General features: G+C 54.5%; 14 protein-coding genes and 1 riboswitch. Of the genes, 6 read left to right on the top strand and 8 right to left on the bottom strand.

The annotated features are described in order from the left end of the window. Positions 1 to 26 precede the first annotated feature (26 nt). Together KTJ90_RS03160 and KTJ90_RS03155 are read left to right on the top strand one after the other, a co-directional pair. Positions 27 to 608, top strand: a complete 582-nt coding sequence (locus KTJ90_RS03160) for an NAD(P)H-dependent oxidoreductase (RefSeq protein ID WP_003848461.1) — start codon at positions 27 to 29, stop codon at positions 606 to 608. Positions 609 to 655: 47 nt separating this feature from the next. Next, a complete protein-coding gene (locus tag KTJ90_RS03155) occupies positions 656 to 964 on the top strand; it encodes a putative quinol monooxygenase (protein WP_003848459.1) in 309 nt (102 codons plus the stop codon). 380 nt (positions 965 to 1344) lie between these two features. Here KTJ90_RS03155 and KTJ90_RS03150 read toward each other — a convergent pair whose 3' ends face one another. The 6 genes from KTJ90_RS03150 to nudF all read right to left on the bottom strand — a co-directional run bounded on the left by KTJ90_RS03150 (position 1345) and on the right by nudF (position 6795). Continuing rightward, positions 1345 to 2244: a LysR substrate-binding domain-containing protein gene (locus KTJ90_RS03150; protein WP_003848458.1), complete on the bottom strand. Its 900-nt coding sequence runs from the start codon at positions 2242 to 2244 to the stop codon at positions 1345 to 1347. 94 nt (positions 2245 to 2338) lie between these two features. Beyond that, positions 2339 to 4234 (bottom strand): DNA topoisomerase IV subunit B, encoded by a 1896-nt coding sequence (gene parE, locus KTJ90_RS03145; protein ID WP_003848457.1) that lies wholly within the window; start codon positions 4232 to 4234, stop codon positions 2339 to 2341. 48 nt (positions 4235 to 4282) lie between these two features. Next, positions 4283 to 4864, bottom strand: a complete 582-nt coding sequence (gene yqiA, locus KTJ90_RS03140; RefSeq protein ID WP_003848456.1) for an esterase YqiA — start codon at positions 4862 to 4864, stop codon at positions 4283 to 4285. A 3-nt stretch (positions 4865 to 4867) separates the two neighbouring features. After that, entirely contained in the window at positions 4868 to 5695 is an 828-nt protein-coding gene (gene cpdA / locus KTJ90_RS03135) for a 3',5'-cyclic-AMP phosphodiesterase (protein ID WP_003848455.1), read from the bottom strand. A gap of 42 nt (positions 5696 to 5737) precedes the next feature. Then, the gene (locus KTJ90_RS03130; RefSeq protein WP_008925735.1) at positions 5738 to 6163 is read right to left on the bottom strand and encodes a DUF1249 family protein; all 426 of its coding nucleotides are present in this window, start codon (positions 6161 to 6163) and stop codon (positions 5738 to 5740) included. Next, the gene (nudF, locus tag KTJ90_RS03125; RefSeq protein ID WP_033743135.1) at positions 6160 to 6795 is read right to left on the bottom strand and encodes an ADP-ribose diphosphatase; all 636 of its coding nucleotides are present in this window, start codon (positions 6793 to 6795) and stop codon (positions 6160 to 6162) included. The genes KTJ90_RS03130 and nudF overlap by 4 nt, the downstream gene beginning before the upstream one ends. A 213-nt stretch (positions 6796 to 7008) precedes the next feature. Between nudF and tolC the strand changes: the two genes are divergently transcribed. The 3 genes from tolC (at position 7009) to KTJ90_RS03110 (ending at position 10457) form a co-directional block, all read left to right on the top strand. Next, entirely contained in the window at positions 7009 to 8475 is a 1467-nt protein-coding gene (gene tolC, locus KTJ90_RS03120; RefSeq protein WP_003848452.1) for an outer membrane channel protein TolC, read from the top strand. A gap of 142 nt (positions 8476 to 8617) precedes the next feature. After that, complete coding sequence (locus tag KTJ90_RS03115) at positions 8618 to 9289, top strand: DUF1190 family protein (RefSeq protein WP_003848451.1); 672 nt, start codon at positions 8618 to 8620, stop codon at positions 9287 to 9289. A 7-nt stretch (positions 9290 to 9296) separates the two neighbouring features. Then, positions 9297 to 10457, top strand: a complete 1161-nt coding sequence (locus tag KTJ90_RS03110; RefSeq protein WP_003848450.1) for a glutathionylspermidine synthase family protein — start codon at positions 9297 to 9299, stop codon at positions 10455 to 10457. 52 nt (positions 10458 to 10509) lie between these two features. On the opposite strand, the gene ygiD is transcribed toward KTJ90_RS03110, so the two are convergent. Next, positions 10510 to 11295: a 4,5-DOPA-extradiol-dioxygenase gene (ygiD, locus tag KTJ90_RS03105; protein WP_283543825.1), complete on the bottom strand. Its 786-nt coding sequence runs from the start codon at positions 11293 to 11295 to the stop codon at positions 10510 to 10512. Between the two features lie 235 nt (positions 11296 to 11530). Beyond that, positions 11531 to 12187 (bottom strand): 3,4-dihydroxy-2-butanone-4-phosphate synthase, encoded by a 657-nt coding sequence (gene ribB, locus KTJ90_RS03100; protein ID WP_003848447.1) that lies wholly within the window; start codon positions 12185 to 12187, stop codon positions 11531 to 11533. Positions 12188 to 12297: 110 nt separating this feature from the next. Next, positions 12298 to 12455, bottom strand: a riboswitch (FMN riboswitch). Between the two features lie 170 nt (positions 12456 to 12625). On the opposite strand from ribB, the gene ubiK reads away from it, so the two are divergent. Then, positions 12626 to 13015: a ubiquinone biosynthesis accessory factor UbiK gene (gene ubiK, locus KTJ90_RS03095; protein WP_003848446.1), complete on the top strand. Its 390-nt coding sequence runs from the start codon at positions 12626 to 12628 to the stop codon at positions 13013 to 13015. Positions 13016 to 13046 lie beyond the last annotated feature (31 nt).

The raw sequence follows: 13046 nt of genomic DNA, 5'->3' as shown, positions 1-13046 counted from the left end.
TATTCAGAAAACGAGGCAACCTGTGCATGAGCAAGATTTTAATTATTGATGGCGGCAAAACGTTTGCCCACTCTAAAGGTGAACTGAACCACACCCTGACCGATGTTGCAGCCAGTCAGCTGCGTGATATGGGCCATGAAGTGTCAGTGACCGTGGCCGACAGCAACTACGTGATTGCCGATGAAGTGCAGAAATATGTCGACAGCGATGTCGTGATTTATCAGATGCCGGGCTGGTGGATGGGCGAACCCTGGACCGTGAAGCGTTACATTGATGAGGTCTTTACCGAAGGTCACGGCTCGCTCTACGCCAGCGATGGCCGAACCCGTTCTGATGCGGCGAAGAAGTACGGTTCCGGCGGTCTGCTGCAGGGCAAAAAATATATGCTGTCACTGACGTGGAATGCGCCGCTACAGGCTTTTACTGACCCGGAGCAGTTCTTTGAAGGTGTTGGCGTCGATGGTCTCTATCTGCACTTCCACAAAGCCAACCAGTTCCTGGGAATGGAAGCGCTGCCGACCTTTATCTGCAACGATGTGATCAAAGCACCGGACGTGCCGCGTGATATTGCCGCTTATCGGACCCATCTTAGCCGCGTTTTTGCGTAAGATGATGAGGGGCTACCCCTATTTTCCCACGAAAGAGGAATTCACGAATGTTAACCGTCGTTGCTGAAATTTGTGTTAAACCCGGTCGCCGTCAGGCCGTGCTGGATGCGGTGAAAAAGCTGATCCCGCTGGTGTTAGAAGAAGATGGCTGCCATCAGTATGACGCGTTGCTGGACCATCAGGCGCAGGTGCCGTGGAAGCAGAACTCGCCGGACTCCATTTTCATGTTAGAGCAGTGGGAAAGCCTGCGCCATCTTGAGCAGCATCAGCAGATGCCGCACATGGATGCGCATCGCAGCATCATTAAAGATGATGTGGTGGATGTGAAGATTCTGGTGCTGGAACCCAGCGCCTGATTAGTGCTGAAGGCTTTACTGCGGTTGTGTAGCTGGGGTTAAGGCTGGGGATAAATTCCGGCCACCGTCGCTGTGAGATCGAGCTGGCACAGGGATCAGGGTCAGATCGGAAAAACGCAAAAGCCGTCATCCATGACATGCCCGGCCCGCGCGATTACGCACCTCATCCCTGAGGTGCGCCCGTTACCGGGCCAACGCGTTGCGTTGTTCAAAAACGCTCCCGGCGTTTTTGTCCCAGGCCGCGGGACGTTTTCCTCCTCTGACCCTGGCCCCTGCGCGCTGAGCGAATGCATTGCGGTCAGATGTGCCCGAATGCGTAATTGTCATCTATCTGAACCTCTGTCCTGCGACAGAGGTTTTTTTGTTTCTGGCAGACCGGCTTACAGCAGTTGCCGCCGATCAATCTCACTGCGAAGAAAATCCAGAAAGCAGCCGATGCGCGAAGAGAGCGTGGTGTTTCGGTAATAAACCGCATGCACCGGCAGGCGCAGATCGCGGGTTTCCGCGGAGAGTACAGGCACCAACCGGCCAGTGGCGCAATCTTCCCGGCTGAAAAAGTCGGAGATACGCGCAATGCCCTGTCCCGCCAGCGCCAGCTGCCGGATGGTTTCGCCACTGGAAGCTGAGATAGTCGGCTTAATACGCATGAAATCACCATCAGGCTGCAGGACCGGCCAGACGTTGAGGGATTCAGGATGACTAAAGCCGATTTTTTGATGCTGTGCGAGATCGGCCACGCTTTGTGGCGTGCCCGCTTTTGCCAGATAGGCCGGACTGGCCATCAGCTGAATCGCACTGCTGCCGAGCAGCCGTGCATGTAATGTAGAGTCACGCAGTTCACCGATACGAATAGCAATGTCCGTCTGCTGCTCAAGCAAATCGATCATAATATCGTCGGTATTCAGCTCAAGCTGGATCAGCGGATAACGGGCGCGGAAATCGTCTACCAGCGGCACAATCACATGCAGCATGAAGGGTGTTGCAGCGTTCACCCGAAGCCGTCCTGACGGCATCTCGCGCCGCAGGGCAATCTGCTCTTCGGCCTGCTCAACGGAGGCCAGGATCTGGCGCGCATGCTCCAGAAAAACCTGACCCTCTTCGGTCAGCGCCAGCCGTCGGGTAGTGCGATGCAACAGCGTGGTCTGCAGCTTGCTCTCCAGCCGGGAGAGTGCCCGGCTGATGCCTGAACTGGTCTGCGCCAGCTGGGATGCCGCCGCAGTAATGGAACCACTGTCTACCACCGCTACCCAGGCACGTAGCTCTTCCAGGGTAATTTTCACAAGATTGCTGTCTCTGCTCTCTAAATCAGCCAGGTTCGATGAAGGTGTACAGGTGCAAGCATAAACAAAACAGGACGCTTTCGCGTCCTGTCTTTTACACGTCGATATCGGCCGTGTCGCCTTTTTCCTGCAACCAGTTGCGCCGGTCTTCGGAACGTTTTTTCGCCAGCAGCATATCCATCATGCGTATCGTCTGATCGACATCCTCTTCGCTGATAGTCAGCTGTACCAGGCGGCGGGTATTCGGATCCAGCGTGGTTTCACGCAACTGCAGTGGGTTCATCTCACCCAACCCTTTAAAGCGCTGAACGTTAGGTTTACCCTTTTTGCGTTTCAGCTGCTCCAGCACGCCCTCTTTCTCATCTTCATCCAGCGCATAGTAGACCTCTTTACCGAGATCAATACGGTAAAGCGGCGGCATGGCCACATAGACGTGACCATTGCTGACCAGTGAGCGGAAATGTTTGACGAACAGCGCACAGAGTAGCGTGGCAATATGCAGACCATCTGAGTCCGCATCCGCCAGAATGCAGATTTTGCCGTAACGCAGCTGCGAAAGATCTTCGCTGTCAGGATCAATGCCGATCGCCACAGAAATATCATGGACTTCCTGCGATGCCAGCACCTCATCGGACGAGACTTCCCAGGTATTCAGGATCTTGCCCTTGAGCGGCATGATCGCCTGATATTCACGATCGCGCGCCTGCTTGGCCGATCCGCCTGCCGAATCCCCTTCGACAAGGAACAATTCCGTTTTATTCAGATCCTGCGCGGTGCAGTCCGCCAGTTTGCCCGGCAGCGCCGGACCGCTGGTGAGCTTTTTACGCACCACTTTTTTGGCTGCCCGCATACGCCGCTGGGCGCTGGAGATCGCCAGCTCAGCCAGCTGTTCTGCCGTCTGAATGTTCTGGTTCAGCCACAGGCTGAAGGCATCTTTGACGACGCCAGAGACAAAGGCTGCGCACTGACGTGAAGAGAGACGCTCTTTGGTCTGCCCGGCAAACTGAGGATCCTGCATTTTGACCGACAGCACATAGGCACAGCGATCCCAGATATCTTCCGCTGAGAGTTTGACGCCACGCGGCAGGATATTGCGGTATTCGCAGAACTCGCGCATCGCATCCAGCAGTCCCTGACGCAGACCGTTAACGTGTGTCCCGCCCTGCATCGTCGGGATGAGGTTAACGTAGCTTTCGGTTAACAGTTCACCGCCTTCCGGCAGCCATAACAGCGCCCAGTCCACCGCCTCCACATCGCCGGCAAAACTGCCGACAAAGGGTTTTTCCGGCAGCGTCGGTAAGCCATTCACCGCTTCGCACAGGTAGTCCGTCAGGCCATCTTCGTAGCACCAGGTCTGTTCGGTATTGTTCAGTTTGTCTTTAAAGACAATCTCAACGCCAGGACAGAGCACCGCTTTGGCTTTCAGCAGATGGGATAAGCGTGATACCGAGAAGCGTGGGCTGTCGAAGAAGCTTTCATCAGGCCAGAAATGGACGCGCGTACCAGTGTTGCGTTTCGCCACCGTGCCGGTAACCGTGAGATCCTGAACTTTGTCACCATTTTCAAACGCCATGTCATAGATTTCGCCATTACGGCGCACCGTGACTTCGACGCGTTTTGACAGGGCGTTAACCACAGAAATGCCGACGCCGTGCAGACCGCCCGAGAACTGATAGTTTTTATTGGAGAACTTGCCGCCCGCATGCAGACGACACAGGATCAGCTCGACAGCAGGTACGCCCTCTTCCGGGTGAATATCCACCGGCATGCCGCGCCCATCATCAATAACTTCCAGCGACTGGTCAGCGTGCAGAATCACTTCAACCCGCTTCGCGTGGCCGCCCAGCGCCTCATCGACGCTGTTATCAATCACTTCCTGACCCAAATGGTTGGGCCGCGTCGTATCGGTATACATGCCCGGACGACGGCGAACAGGCTCAAGGCCAGTCAGGACCTCAATGGCATCCGCGTTATAGTTTGATTGACTCATCGTAAATGTCTGATTAGAAGGGTGAAATTGGTGCGATTTCCGCATTACTCAGGGATGATTCAGACCAAGAAAGTCCAGAATCTGCGGGAAATGGCGCTCGAATCCAGTAAATGCATGATTTCCGCCCTCTTCTACCGTGTGACGGCACGCGCTGTAATAGTCGAGTGCCTGTCGGTAATCGAGAACTTCATCGCCGGTCTGTTGCAGCAGCCAGAGTAAATCGGGCGCTTCCAGCGGTTCAATCTGCATTACTTTGAGATCGTAAATGTGGCGTGACTCTAACACATATTGCTGGCCCGTGTAGGGATTCTGATTTTCGCCAAGGAAATCCACCAGCAGTTCAAAAGGGCGTACTGCGGGATTGACGACAACAGCCGGCAGCATAAAACATTGGGACAGCCAGGTAGCGTAATAACCGCCCAGCGACGATCCTACCACGCCCAGGGTTTCGCCACTGCGGCTCAGCACCAGGTCTTCCAGCACTGCCGCCGCATCAGCGGGAAAGGTCGGCAGCTGTGGCACGATCATGTCGATCTCCGGGTGCTGCATCGCTAACCATTGCCGGAACTGAGTCGCCTTCGCGGACTGCGGCGAACTGTTAAAACCGTGCAGATAGAGCAGTGCTGCCACGCGTCAGTATCCTTCGGAGTCTAAATCGGGACGAAAAGCGTCGGTGTCAAGCCGGTTCACTTCGGTCTCAAGGCCGCCATCCGGATGCAGTGTAAACCAGCGCCAGCCGGGAGCCACGGTGTCAATCGCAAAACTGGTACAGTGCGGTTTGAACTGGACACAGGTAGAGGGCGTCGCCAGCACCCGACGGCCATGCCATTCCATATCCAGCTCCTGGTGAATATGGCCACAGACCAGCGTCCGGGCTAACGGATAGCGCTGTAACACGGCATCAAGCTGATGCGAATTGCGCAGGCTGTGCTGATCGAGCCAGGTGCAGCCAGAGGCCAGCGGATGGTGATGCAGCATAACCAGCGTATGCCGTTGCGGAAAGCGGGCCAGCGCGTTGTCGAGCCACTCCAGCTGATAGTCGCTCAGCATTCCATGCGGAACACCGTAGACCTGGCTGTCGAGCAACACAATCTGCCACTGCTCACCCACCAGCACCTGCTTATGGGCATTGATGTGCGCTGCCGCCAGTGTATCCACCATTGCGGGCTGAAAATCGTGATTACCGGGTAGCCAGACGCAGGGCCGCGGCAAGCGAGAGATGCCCTCAGCAAAATGCTGATAGGCTTCGATAGAGTGATCCTGGGCGAGATCGCCCGTGGCGATGATCAGATCATAGTCGCGATGTTGCGCAATAATCGCATCCAGCACGGCGTCGTAGCTCGACCAGGTGTTCACCCCAAGCAACGATTCATGTTTTCCCGCGAACAGGTGGGTATCCGTGATTTGCAAAATCCTGATTTCGGAACCGTTCGCTGCAGGAAGAGTTAGCAGGCTATCCAAAGCGTTTCCTTCGTCTCCACGCCATTTACTGCATTATACGCATCAGCAGACCGGAACCGCCATCGCGCCATGTGCCAGGCAGTAACGCAGCCAGTCTGCGAGAAACTGGTTTATCTGATGTTTTTCATCGCGCTGATGCAATTTTTTATTAGGATAATCATAGCGCGCTTTGAACCGATAGATCTGTTGAGTTGAACACACTTCGGCGACCATCGCATCGTGATAGAGCCTGACCGACATCGAGGGCAGACTCCAGTAACTCACGGCAGGTGCGACCTGGCGGATCTCCACCAGCGTGGTGTAGCGTGTCGACTCCTGAATCGTCAGTTGATAACGGGCGCCACTCACCTGATAGATCACCGATTCTCCCGCCTCATCGTTACGCGGCAGCAGGCGGCGTAACTGGGCGAAATTGGTTTCGCAGAGCCGCATCATTTCGGGAAAGTCAGGGGTATAGCGCTGTTTCATTTTTGTATCCACTCTTCGCGTAGTTTTTCATGGTGCAACGCCAGCCATTGCAAGGCGATGACAGACGCCGCATTATCAATTATCCCCTCTTCCACCCAGCGGTACGCCTGTTCGCGGCTCACCACATGGACAAGAATATCCTCATTCTCTTCCTCCAGACCATGGCATCCCTCTGCATGGCTGGCATCCACTTCCCCAATCAGCACCGACAAACGTTCGCTGGTGCCGCCAGGGCTGGCCAGATAGCTAAGCATGGGCTTAACACGACCGACGTCCAATCCTGCTTCTTCAACAGCTTCACGGCGCACAACCTGCTCGACTGATTCACCGGGTTCGATAATACCGGCGACCATCTCCAGCAGCCAGGGTGAAGCACTGCTGTCATAAGCCGGGATGCGGATCTGTTCAATCAGCACCACTTCATCGCGTAAGGGATCATAAGGTAGCAGCACGGCAGCATGTCCGCGCTCAAAAACTTCGCGTTGCACTTCTCCACTCATTTCGCCATTAAACTGGCGGTGGCGGAAGCGGTATCGCTCAACGGAAAAAAAACCTTTGTAGAGTGTTTCTCGTGCAATAATTTCTACATCGTTTTTTGTGAAAGTCACAGGGGATTTTTTTTCTTCCGGCATCATCAGGTTCCTTGTGCAGATTGGGGTGGAGCGAAAAAAGCCTGTAACCGTGCTCCATGTAAGTAGTTCTTTCTGAAATATTTACGTAGATTAGAGATAGAAGGCACTTTCAGCCAACTTATCTCACAGTTGCCCTCTGCTAGAATCGGCGATAATTTTTTGGCTTACCCGGCAGCGCACCCACTGCAATTTGCTGCAACAAAAGGAATGCAAATGAAAAAACTGCTCCCATTTTTTATTGGGCTTAGCCTGGGCGGTTTCAGCTTCGCCAGCCAGGCCGAAGACCTGCTTCAGGTTTACCAGCAAGCACGTCTGAGCAACCCGGATCTGCGCAGCGCCGCTGCCGATCGTGATTCTGCTTTTGAGAAAATCAACGAAGCGCGTAGCCCATTATTACCTCAGCTCGGACTGGGTGCAGACTACGCCTATAATAACGGTTATCGCGACAGTAGTGGTCTTCATTCCAACACGACCAGCGGCTCTCTGAATTTAACCCAGACTATTTTCGACATGTCGAAATGGCGCGCGCTGACTCTGCAGGAAAAGACCGCCGGTATTCAGGATGTGACCTATCAGGTGGCGCAGCAGGATCTGATTCTGAACACCGCAACGGCCTACTTCAACGTGCTGAAAGCGATTGATACCCTTTCTTACACTGAAGCGCAGAAACAGTCTATCTACCGCGAGCTGGATCAGACCACCCAGCGTTTTAACGTTGGCCTGGTTGCCATCACTGATGTTCAGAACGCCCGTGCGCAGTATGACAGCGTGCTGGCCAATGAAGTGACCGCGCGTAACAATCTTGATAACAACGTAGAAACGCTGCGTCAGATTACCGGCATGGACTATATGTCGCTGGCTTCGCTGAGCATTGATCGTTTCAGAACCGATAAGCCCGAAGCGGTGAGTGCGCTGCTTAAGCAGGCAGAAAGCCGTAACCTGTCACTGCTCTCTGCGCGCCTGAATCAGGATCTGGCGCGTGAGCAGATTCGCTCAGCGGAAACCGGCCATATGCCGACGCTGGATCTGACCGCCTCCACCGGCATGTCAAACAGCAAATATGGCGGCAGCCGTGCAAACCAGAGCCAGGGTTCTACCGATTCAATTACCGGTTCAAACCAGGTTGGCCTGAGTTTCTCACTGCCACTGTATAGCGGCGGCAGCGTTACCTCTCAGGTGAAACAGGCGCAATACAATTTTGTCAGCGCCAGCGAACAGCTGGAAAGCGCTCACCGCACAGCAGTACAGACGGTACGCTCCTCGTTTAACAACGTGAATGCGTCTATCAGCAGCATCAACGCCTACAAACAGGCAGTCGTCTCTGCGCAAAGCTCACTGGATGCCTCCGAAGCGGGCTATCAGGTGGGTACACGTACCATCGTCGATGTGCTGGATGCAACGACCGTGCTCTACAACGCGAAACAGCAGCTCTCTGATGCGCGTTATAGCTACCTGATTAACCAGCTGAATATCAGCTATGCACTGGGTACGCTCAACGAGCAGAGCCTGCAGAAACTGAACAGCCAGCTGGGTAAAGAGATTCCGACTTCCCCGGAAACGGTGGCGCCGGAAAATGCCCAGCAGACCGCTCGTGTGGATAGCGGTCCGGTGGCAACTGGCTCGTCTGAGGCAGCGCGTCCTGCGGCTCGCCACAGCAGCGGTAATCCTTTCGGTCAATAATCAGTGGACGGGCTGCTTTGCGGCCCGTCTCTCTGTTGAACGTATAACTAAGTAAAGATCCCTGTTGTATCAGGCCTCCAGCTTCAATTTTACCCCCCCTTCCCCTATTCTATGCGCTACCTTTGGGCACAGGATAATCATAATGAAACGCACAAAATCTATTCGCTATGCCGCTTTTCGTAAAAGCTGGCAGGCACGCCACTTGACGCCCGTTGCTATCGCCGTTTCAGCCGTATTTATGCTCGCTGGCTGCGAACAGAACGATGAAACGGTTTCGATGTACCAGAATGCGGATGACTGTTCGAAAGCCAATCCGGGCCAGAGTGCGCAGTGTACTACCGCATTCAATGAGGCTAAAAAAGAGGCTGAACGTACTGCGCCAAAATATGCCACGCGTGAAGATTGTGTCGCTGAATTTGGTGAAAATCAGTGTCAGCAGACACCGGCTCAGGCGGGCGTTGGCACCACCAATGCTGAATCGCAGCAGAGTGGCGGCAGCTTCTGGATGCCACTAATGGCCGGTTACATGATGGGCCGCATGATGGGCGGTGGTTCGGGCTTTGCGCAGCAACCGCTATTCTCACCGAAAAATGCCCGCAGCCCGGCAAACGGCCAGTTTGTTGATGCCTCCGGCCGTAATTATGGTGCTGCCACTTCCGGCAAAACCATGACCGTGCCTAAAACGGCGCTGGCACCGAAACCGGCAACGACCTCCACCATTACCCGTGGTGGCTTTGGTGAAACCGTCGCGAAACAGAACAGCATGCAGCGTAGCAGCGCCAGCGGCACATCCAGCCGATCAATGGGAGGCTAACGCCCCGATGGAACGCATTGCCATTTCAGAACGCCCAGGCTGGCGTGAAAAAGCCACCGAGTTTGGCTTTCGTTTTCATACCATGCATGGCGAACCCTACTGGTGTGAAGATGCTTATTACCAGTTCACGCTGGCGCAAATCGAGCATCTTGAAGATGTCACTGCAGAACTGCATCAGATGTGCCTGCAGGTCGTGGATAAGGTCGTAAACAGCGAAGCGCTGCTGACCAAATTCCGCATCCCAAAACACACCTGGGACTTCGTGCGCGATTCATGGCATCAGCGTCAGCCCTCGCTTTACTCACGCCTTGATCTTGCCTGGGATGGCAAAGGCGATGTGAAGCTGCTGGAGAACAATGCCGATACGCCGACCTCCCTGTATGAAGCGGCGTTTTTCCAGTGGCTGTGGCTGGAAGATCAGCTCAACGCAGGTCAGCTCCCGGCAGGCAGTGACCAGTTTAATAGCCTGCAGGAAAAGCTGATTGAACGTTTTGCCGCATTACATCAGCAGCACGGCTTTAACTGGCTGCACTTCGCCTGCTGCCGCGACACCGACGAAGATCGTGGCACCGTGCAATATCTTCAGGACTGCGCTACTGAAGCGGGGCTGCCGAGTGAATTTCTCTATATAGATGAAATTGGCCTGGGCGAAAAAGGGGAATTTACCGATGCTCAGGATCAGGTGATCAGTAACCTGTTCAAGCTCTATCCGTGGGAGTTTATGCTGCGTGAGATGTTCTCAACCAAGCTGGGTGATGCTGGCGTACGCTGGCTTGAACCGGCATGGAAAAGCATCGTCTCGAACAAAGCCCTGCTGCCGTTGCTGTGGGAAATGTTCCCGAATCACCCTAACCTGCTGCCCGCCTGGTTCGCCGAAGATGACGTTCCGCACATGGACAAATATGTGGTGAAGCCGCTATTTTCACGTGAAGGTGCCAATATCCGGATCGTAGAAAATGGTCAGGAGATTGCCCGCGTTGATGGGCCATACGGTGAAGAGGGAATGATCGTTCAGCAGTTCCATCCTCTGCCTAAATTTGGCGACAGCTATACGCTGATCGGCAGCTGGCTGATTGACGATCAACCGGCGGGTATTGGCCTGCGTGAAGATCGCGATTTGATCACTCAGGATCTCTCCCGTTTCTACCCGCACGCATTTATCGGCTAACGCGCAGCGAGAATACAGGTCAGCTTCTGGCCTGTATTCTCTTAGCTTTGCCCTAACCTACCTGAACCGACAACATGCTAATTGCACCCATCTCCATGCCATCAATCGGAATGCTGATGGTTTCATCCTGCTGACGTGCGCCCAGCACATACAGCAGCGGCAGATAGTGTTCAGGTGTCGGGTTAGATAGCGCCGCACCCGGATGGTCCATAAAGTTAACGAGCGGATGAGAAGCCGCATCGCTCTGCACCGCCAGGTTATCGCGGACAAACTGCTCAAAACTGCTGGCCCACGGATAGACTTCGCTGTTGCCGTCCCAGCGCACTTTACGCAGGTTATGCACCACGTTGCCGCTGGCGACAATCATCACACCCTGATCGCGCAGCGCAGCCAGTTTCTGGCCCATCTCAAAGTGCCACGCCGCTGGTTTAGTGCCATCAATGCTTAGCTGCACGACCGGAATGTCGGCATCGGGATACATCCTGATGAGGACGCCCCATGATCCATGATCCAGTCCCCATTCCTGATCAAGCTTTACGTCGACAGGCGCTAAAAGCTCTGCCAGTTGCTGGGCCAGTTCAGGCGATCCCGGCGCCGGATAGCGTGTGTCAAACAGCGCCTGCGGGAAGCCACCAAAATCATGAATCGTCTTAGGATGAGCCATTGCTGTCACGGCGGTGCCGCGCGTATACCAGTGCGCTGAAACCGCAATAATCGCACGTGGACGTGGCAGAGTGTCACCCGCATGACGCCATGCGGCGGTATAGCGGTTCTCTTCAAGGGCATTCATTGGGCTGCCATGACCCAAAAACAGCGCTGGCATACGTAACTGGCTCATTCGTGATCCCCGGGATCGTCTGTTTGATAGCCACTACGATACGCGCATTCGCCGCTTTATCACGCTGATAAGCATGATGGAGATCATCAGGAAATTTGAATGAAATTTAACGTAGCAGGAATTTCAGATATTTATCGGACAAAAGAGAAGGAAAGCGAGGATTAAAACCGGACCATCCTGAGGGCGGCAGAAAGGAAACAGGCCCGAAAGGGGCCCGTTAAACGCAGCAGAACGATTAGCTGGCGTGGCGTGTTTCGTGCGTGCGACGCCATGCAATCAGGTCTTCGATAGTCACTACTGGCATGTTGTGCTGGCGAGCGAAAGTAATCGCTTCGGGTGCATGAGCCATGCTGCCGTCATCGTTGGTCAGTTCGCAAAGGACACCGGCAGGCTTGAAGCCGGCCAGCGTCACTAAATCGATGGTCGCTTCCGTATGTCCGCCACGTGTTAATACACCGCCTTCGCTGGCGCGCAACGGGAAGACATGGCCCGGGCGATGCAGGTCAGAAGGTTTAGCATTGTCGGCGATAGCTGTACGGATAGTGGTGATACGATCCTGAGCGGAGACACCCGTAGTGACGCCTTCTGCGGCTTCAATGGTCACAGTGAAACCGGTGCCAAAGGAGCTGGTGTTGTTCTCCACCATCATAGGCAGATCGAGCTGCTGGCGACGCGCTTCGGTCAGGCATAGGCAGACGATGCCACTGCCGTGACGAATGGTCAGCGCCATCTGTTCAACCGTCATGGTTTCTGCGGCGAAGATCATGTCGCCTTCGTTTTCACGATTTTCATCGTCGAGTACCATCACACCGCGTCCCTCACGCAGGGCGGCGATAGCACGTTCTACACGCTGTTCAGGCGTGCCAAATTCAGAAAGTAGCGTCTGATTCATGGTAATAAAAACCTTAAAATGTATGGGTTACCAGAATCAGGGCGTGCTTAGGAGTGACGTCAAAAAGACGTGGCAATAACGTGAAGCAGACACAATTGTCCGACAGAAGTCGTTACCCTCTCCCATCCGGACTGTAACCGTCGGCCCCGGAATTACACCGGATCTGCTGACCTTTATCTCTCTTTTCATCAAGATAAAGCGCTCGCGGGCTTTCAGCCGAAGCTGATTTACCGCCGGTGGGGAATTGCGCCCCGCCCTGAGAATAAGCCTTTAAACTATAACGCCGATCGTTTGAAGCGGCAATCATCAATAGCGCAATTGCTTTTGCATTTCCTGCGTTACCGATTTGAGGTTTATCCTTTTCATTTCTGGCATTACACTTAACACTTATTACGTTGGTAAACACGCTGACACAGCTCCCGTAACCAGGAAATCATCATGATCGACACGAAAAAAATTGAACAACTTGCCCGTCAGGTTCACGAAGCGATGCCTAAAGGTGTTCGTGAGTTTGGTGATGATGTCGAGAAGAAAATTCGTCAGGTTCTTCAGGCGCAGCTGACCCGTATGGATCTGGTCAACCGTGAAGAGTTTGATGTGCAGACGCAGGTATTGCTGCGTACGCGTGAGAAACTGGCGGCGCTGGAACAACGTCTGGCCCAGCTGGAAAGTCAGGGTTCGTCAGCCGGTACGCCACCGACCGCAACGGCACCTGTCACCACTTCTGCAGCAGTTACCCCTTCTGCCTCCGTAGCGAGTTCGCCAGCGGCGTCACCGGCACCGGCTGCCGACGTGGCGAAGCCTGCTGCGGATAATAAGCCAGAATAAGCGGTTTAGCGGGAGCCCGGCTCCCGCTTAC

It is taken from the genome of Pantoea jilinensis (assembly GCF_019104105.1).
Lineage (GTDB): Bacteria > Pseudomonadota > Gammaproteobacteria > Enterobacterales > Enterobacteriaceae > Pantoea > Pantoea eucalypti.
This window is presented reverse-complemented; position numbering and strand designations above follow the sequence as displayed.